Origin of the sequence: Streptomyces sp. NPDC057743 (assembly GCF_042798755.1) — a bacterium.
Taxonomy (GTDB): Bacteria; Actinomycetota; Actinomycetes; order Streptomycetales; family Streptomycetaceae; genus Streptomyces.
Genome location: NZ_JBHVJX010000089.1, coordinates 1 through 5477, shown reverse-complemented (window position 1 = coordinate 5477; position 5477 = coordinate 1). Strand labels below are relative to the sequence as shown.

General features: G+C 66.9%; 6 protein-coding genes, 1 tRNA gene and 1 pseudogene. All 8 read left to right on the top strand.

Translation table 11 applies throughout. The features are described from left to right. Nucleotides 1-265: 265 nt before the first annotated feature. Nucleotides 266-571, top strand: a pseudogene (locus ACFVFQ_RS38235) (peptidoglycan-binding protein); the annotation flags it as partial. A 183-nt stretch (nt 572-754) separates the two neighbouring features. Further along, entirely contained in the window at nt 755-961 is a 207-nt protein-coding gene (locus tag ACFVFQ_RS38230) for a hypothetical protein (protein WP_383425291.1), read from the top strand. 402 nt (nt 962-1363) lie between these two features. Beyond that, nucleotides 1364-1450, top strand: a tRNA-Leu gene (locus ACFVFQ_RS38225). A gap of 441 nt (nt 1451-1891) precedes the next feature. Then, a complete protein-coding gene (locus tag ACFVFQ_RS38220; RefSeq protein ID WP_383425287.1) occupies nt 1892-2224 on the top strand; it encodes a transposase in 333 nt (110 codons plus the stop codon). A gap of 646 nt (nt 2225-2870) precedes the next feature. Next, a complete protein-coding gene (locus tag ACFVFQ_RS38215; RefSeq protein WP_383425285.1) occupies nt 2871-3671 on the top strand; it encodes an aldo/keto reductase in 801 nt (266 codons plus the stop codon). 49 nt (nt 3672-3720) lie between these two features. Next, nucleotides 3721-4347: a hypothetical protein gene (locus ACFVFQ_RS38210; RefSeq protein ID WP_383425283.1), complete on the top strand. Its 627-nt coding sequence runs from the start codon at nt 3721-3723 to the stop codon at nt 4345-4347. Between the two features lie 286 nt (nt 4348-4633). Further along, on the top strand, nt 4634-4876 hold the full coding sequence (locus ACFVFQ_RS38205) for a helix-turn-helix domain-containing protein (protein ID WP_383425282.1): 243 nt from the start codon (nt 4634-4636) through the stop codon (nt 4874-4876). 41 nt (nt 4877-4917) lie between these two features. Beyond that, a complete protein-coding gene (locus ACFVFQ_RS38200; protein WP_383425289.1) occupies nt 4918-5124 on the top strand; it encodes an ATP-binding protein in 207 nt (68 codons plus the stop codon). Nucleotides 5125-5477 lie beyond the last annotated feature (353 nt).

Genomic DNA, 5477 nt, shown 5'->3' with positions numbered 1-5477 from the left:
ATCCTTCCGGTCGCGGGTTCAAGTCCCGCACGCCCCACGCTCTAGCCACACAGGAGCCTTTCTGCAGTGCTCTACTCCTTTGCGCGAGGGACTCGGGCCTGTTTCGCACAGCAGCCCACACCCCCTCCGCGGTCTCGGCAACTTCGACACTGCTTCGCATCCCTAGAGCAGGTACTGGTCAAGTCCAGGGCCTCACCCGCGTGACCTCCGATCACCCCAGATCGGGCCCGCCCAACTCGCAACTGTCAAAGGAGGTTGTGCCCTAATGTCCAGGCTTGCTAGCACGCTGACCTGGTTGTTGCCACGGTGGCATCGTGCCTGCCCCCTACCGTGCCGGAGCGAAACAGGATCCGATCGTCGGTTCCCCGGTAAGCAGTGGTTCCGTCCAGGAGCCCGCAATGCCTACGTCAGCATGATGCGGGACGCGCTGACCGCACGGGGAGCCGGCGGCTACTTTCCGCCCGGGGCACCTGCCAGCTGGTCCCTGTGTGATCTGCGGGCCTGTGCCGCCTTCCAGCGTGCCCAAGGCTGGGAGGGGCAGCAGGCCAGCGGCATTCTGAATGCAGATACCTGGGACCTGCTCATCGACGGCCGAGGCCGCGACATCCGGCCTGCCCAAGAAGAGATCCCACAGGCCGACATGCCCCACGCTCCCCCGCATCACGTCCCACCAGACTGCTTGCCGCACCCCTTGATTCCTCCGTTCCCGGGCCCGGAGGTTTTCAGGCCCGGACTTGCCAACAGCTGGATCCTGATGCTGAGACTCCGGCTGATCATCACCGGCTGGGCACAGGACCAGCGGGCTGCCCTGGAGGCCGGTGAAGGGCTGCACGCTGGTCGGCAGTGGGATGAGCGGCTGCGGGCCGCCTGCACCCGCTTCCAGTTGGCGCAGGGGTGGCGCGGAGCAGAAGCCAACGGCTACCCCACCGACGCGACCTGGCGGTTGCTATGGGCAACCTGACCCCCATTGGGCACACCAGTGCGCGGGCCAGCGCCCTGGAACCGGTTCTGACACCAGCACGCCGCCTGCCGCCACGGCGGCCCGGACCACCTCTTCTTCGCCCCCAAGCGCTCACTCGGCCGGCAAGAAGCTCTGCAGTGGCGCCGACACTGCGCGGTACTAACCGAGCGCCTGGTCCTGGCGCTGGACTAGCGCCTCCTGGAGGGCGTCTTCGACGGCACCACCGGGGCATGGCGCCGTGCAGTGCTGGCTCGACGCCCGCAGGCGCGGTGCTGGCGCGCCCTCCTGGCCAACGACCAAGCACAGCACCTGGCCAAGCCCCACGACACACCGGCCACACAGCAGCAGGAGGATGAGGCTGCCGCAACGTGCAGGTTCCACAACATGCCGACACCGCGTCTTGGGCGAGTGGCGAAACTGGCTGACGCAGCGGACTTAAAATCCGCCGCCCTATTTCAGGGCATGTGGGTTCGACTCCCACCTCGCCCACTCTTGTTCGCTGACAGGCACCCAGCGGCAACAACGTGCTCTGCCGCCTCGGAAGCAGCCGACATCGACGAAGGGCAGCATCACATGACCCATCCAGCCCTGAACAGGCACAAGACAGTGTGGAGGCCTAAGCAATTCGGCGAACAGGAAGCACCGACTCCCAGGCGGCCGTTTCCCGATGCAAGGTATCTACGCGAACCAACTCAGCCCCCACCACTGCTCTTTACCCCATCCATCGCGCAGTCCACGCACAACGTTTGCCGGTCCTACAGTCCGTGCCTCACGGTCAACGCCCCAATGCCATACGGGCCTGACCCGTTACGGCCACGGGGCTGGCTCTCATCCACTAGGTATCGTTTGAAATGTTGATCTCGATCGTGGAACGATCTTGGTGTGGTGCGTGGGGAATTGACGGGCAAACAGTAGGAGCAGCTGGACCCCTTGTTGCCCCCGATACCGAAGATGGGGCAGCCGCCGAGGGACCGGCGGCAGGCCTTCGACGGGATCTGGTGGCAGGCCACGACCGGCTCGCCCTGGCGGGATGGCCTCGAGCGATATCGGCCGTGGGAGACCGCGTACTCGATTTTCCGGCGCCGGCAGATCGGCAGCACCTGGCCTGGCCTCCTCGAAGAGCTCCATGTCAAGGCCGATGCGGACGGTGTGGTCGAGTGGGAAGTACCCATCGACGCGATCGTTTCCTCACCCCACCAGCACGCTGTCGGGGTGAGGAAAAGGGGGCTCACGATCCGCGCCAGACGGGCCCGGATTACCTGACGGCCGAGCCGGACGACCACGTGCTCGGGCGCTCCCGCGGCCGCCTGACCACCAAGCTCCACCCAGCCACCGACGCCTCCGGGCACGCCCCGACCGTCTCGGTCACCGGCGAACAGCACGGAGACGCACCGCAGTTCACCCACCTCACGAACGGATCCGCGCCTACTTGCACCGTCGACAGATCCCGCACACGATCCCGGACGAGCACGACCAAGCCGGCCACCAACTCCGCCGGGGCTTGGCGGGCAGCCACCCGCCCGACTTCGACCCGAGGCCTACAAACGCAGGCACAAGGCCGATTGCCGGATCCGACTGCTCAAGCAGTCCGGGGCCATCAGGTACGACAAGCTCGCCACCCCCTCCGAAGCGACCGTCCAACTCACGTTGATGTGGCAGTCGCTGTGACCACATCTCCAACACTTCCTAGCTGTTTGCTCACCACCGCCGCACTCGGCGTATCCGCCAGCGCCACCGGAAGGGAAGAAGCAGCATGCCCCCCTCTCCTCCCCTCGCTCCCGACTTCCCGCCCACGACAGAACGAGGTGTTGCCCTCCGGCGCTGCGGGCGCAGCGGCCTGCACCTGCCGGCGCTAACCCTGGGGGTCCCTCCGGAACCCAAACCGGGGCCTGTTCCCCCGGCCGTACTCGTGGACACGGCCCTGGCCCTGGGCCTGACCGCGTTCGACCTCACCCCCTACAGCACCGTCGCCGGCAGCTACGGCGACCTGGTGGGACAAGCAGTAGCCGCCGCACAGCACGCACGCTGGGATGTGGTGGTCTCCGTCAGGATCGGACGTGCCACCGGCCCAGGCCCACGCACCGGCTACGGATCCCGCAAGTACCTGCTGTCCACCCTGGACGCCCTGCTCCACCGAACCGGCCTGGGCCACGTCGACCTGCTATTCGCCCACGGCTACGACCCCCACACTCCGCTCGAAGAGACCACGGCAGCCTTGGCTGACGCCGTCCAACAAGGCAAAGCCCTGTACCCGGGACTGTCCGGATACGCCCCAGCCCCCCTCACACGGGCCGCCAACCTCCTACGGGAGAGGGGCACTCCCGCGGTTGCCTGCCAGCTCCCGTACTCCCTGCTCAACCGCTGGGCCGAAGACGCCACCATCGACACCCTGACCCGCCACGACATCGGTGCCATTGCCTGCGCCCCCCTGAGCCACGGCGACCTCGCCCACACCACACCTCCGCACTTCCCTCCCACCGCGCCTGTCCAGCCCTGCCCACTGCGCACACTCGCCGCCGCCCGCGGTCAAACCCCCGCCCAACTGGCCCTGAGCTGGACCCTGCACACCCCCGCCATCGCCTCGGCACTGATCACCACAACCCAGGCCACCCACCTCGCCGAAAACAGCCGGGCCAGCCACCACACCACCTTCACCCCAACCGAACTGGCCACCCTCGACGCCTGCCACCCACCACCAGAGCGCCCCTGACCAACACCGACCCACAACACACGCCCGCCCCACCCGGCAGGAGCCTCCAGTGCCCCCACAGCTCCCCTCAACCGACACCGAACACCCCTGCCTGGTTTGCACGGCACCCCTCCCCTCCGACGCCACCTACCGACACGTGTGCGACCTGTGCCTGTTCCGGCTGCGACGCACCCTGACCGACCTGCCGCACCTCTACGTCCAGCTCCACCTGGCTCTCCCACACGGCACCCCTCACCGCCGCTTGGAATGGGCCGCCACCGCCGTACCTTGGGCCTCCCGCGACCACCCCCCACCCCTACGCCTAGCTCTCCTCGCTCATGCCGACCACTGCGTCACCACCATGCGCAACTGGGCCACCGACGCCCTGCCCTACGTCCTGCCCACCGGCCCCACGCGCCCCGGCCCCCTGCTGCAGAACCTGTGCCGCAACATAGCTGCCCACCTCCCTGCCTGCCTGACCACCCCGACCGACGGCCACCACGCCGGCACCCTGTGGACCGCCTACACCCATACCCGCCACCTCCTTGGCCTCGATGACCCACCCACCCGCCTCCCCACCCCCTGCCCCAGCTGTCACCTCAGATCCCTCTCGGCCACCTACGACGGCACCATCACCTGCCGCACCTGCCACACCACTTGGCCCGCCCACACCCCCCACATCGCACCACCCACCTAACGAGTCCCATCGGATCTTGAGTGAGACTCGACCAGCGACCACTAACAGGCGAGCACCGCTCTCACCCGAGCCATTCGAGCCCCGGGCTCTCACAAACCACACCTCTGTTGGACGACCAGGCCGCCGGACCGCTGACGGGATGGCGTGCCCGCCCGGCTGTTGGCATGAGCACCAGATCCATCAAGACACAAGCTGCACCAAACCCCCACCACAACCACACAAGCAACCCGCCCACCCCGCCCAATCGGAACTTCCAAAAACCCTCACCTCCCCACAAGGACTTGCCATGCCCCTCCCATTCAACCGCCGTTCCCTCCCCCGCATCGACGACACCCTGGCCGCCCCCCACCAACGCCTACTGACCACCACCGAGGCCGCCCAAGCCATCGGTGTCTCTCCCGCCACCATCCGCCAATGGACCCACCGCGGCTACCTACGCCCCACCGCCCACCAAGGCCACCTCAACCTCTACCGCGAAGATCACGTATTGCAAGCCGAACGCAACCGTCGAGAGAGGCTGTCCAATTGACGGCGTTATCAAGTTGATAGACGCCAAGCTGCTGTTTTCAGATTTTCACGGACCGGGAGGCACGTAAGGTCCCCGCACTCACGGCGAACTCCCCGTTCGCCGAATGGACCAAGGCCTTCGGCGACCGCCTGCCCTGCACAGCCATCGCCGACCGCATCACCTTTCACTGCCCCTCTCATCCAGACCAGCACCGAGTCCAACCGCGTCCAAGCCGCCCAGGCAGAACAGCGAGACCAAAAGATGACTGACCCCGAAGCCGTGGCCGAACTATTGATCCTCATCGCCACCACCCGCACCAACCCACACGAGCGGCCAGCCCCCATTCCGCCGCCTGCCCCACGGGCTCATCCGCACTGACTCGCAGCATCCGTACACGCAGACCGAGCCCTTCAGGTCACGCGGGTGTGTCCAGTAGACGGCTGATCCAGTTTCTGTAGTGGGTCAGTTGGCGGCCGGGGTGAGACGGCCTTCGAAGGCGATCTGGAAGGCGTTCAGGGGCGCCTTCCCATTGAGCTTCTTCAGCGGTGCTGCTCCAGGGTGAGGACCGCTTTGGTCATTGACGTCAGTCGGTTGGGGCTGCAGCGGGCTCGGCGGAAGAGCC